Source organism: Streptomyces sp. LS1784, from assembly GCF_020103755.1.
Classification (GTDB): domain Bacteria; phylum Actinomycetota; class Actinomycetes; order Streptomycetales; family Streptomycetaceae; genus Kitasatospora.
The window spans coordinates 1-743 of record NZ_JAHSQD010001215.1; the positions used below are offsets into that span (position 1 = coordinate 1).

Annotated in this window: 1 protein-coding gene; it reads left to right on the top strand. The window is 77.5% G+C overall.

Annotation, left to right across the window (positions count from 1 at the left end; translation table 11 throughout):
* Positions 1-743, top strand: a 743-nt coding sequence (locus KS423_RS46605; RefSeq protein ID WP_224285675.1) for a DNA repair ATPase, incomplete at both ends; no start/stop codon positions are given.

Consider the following 743-nt stretch of genomic DNA (forward strand, 5'->3'; position numbering starts at 1 on the left):
GGCCCCGGCCGCCCGCCCCGCGCCGGCCTGGCCGGCGAGCTGCTGGTCGGCGTCGACGGCGGCCGGCTGACCATCGCCGCCCCGGACGGCCGGGAGCTGCACCGGGAACCGCTGGTCGAGGCCCTCCAGACCCTCGCCGACGCCCGGATCGCCCACGCCCGGCTCGGCACCCTGCTGCTGGTACGCGTGCGCCCGTACCAGGAGGAGACCGAGCGGCACCTGGTGGTCCACCTGCCCACCGGCACGGTCACCCGGATCGACGCGCTCGGCCAGGCCTGCCTGCGGCTGCCCGCCGACCAGGGCGTGGCGTTCCCCGGCGGCTGCCACCTGGTGGACGGCACCGTGCGCACCTTCGACCAGCCGGTCGACGGCCTGGTGTACGAGCGCACCGTCCTCTCCCCCAACGGCGAGGACGTGCTGTACGAGTTCCGCTCGCCCACCGACGGCCGCGCCCTGCTCCAGCCGTACAACAGCGTCCGCCAGGAGGCCTCCGCGCCACTGCCCTGCCAGGGCTACGCGCTGCTCGCCGACGGCACCCTCGTCGCCCTGCGCCCGGCCGAGGACGGGCCCACCCGGCTGCACCCCGTCCAGCTCTGGCAGACCCCGTTCACCAGCGAACGCTTCGCCGCCGAGCAGCCGCCCGGCAGCGGGCCGTTGGCCCGGATCGGCAACGCCGACCTGGTCCGCGGCCTGGCCGACTGCCTGGCCCTGGCCCGGCTGGCCGCGGCCGGCGCCGACACCCC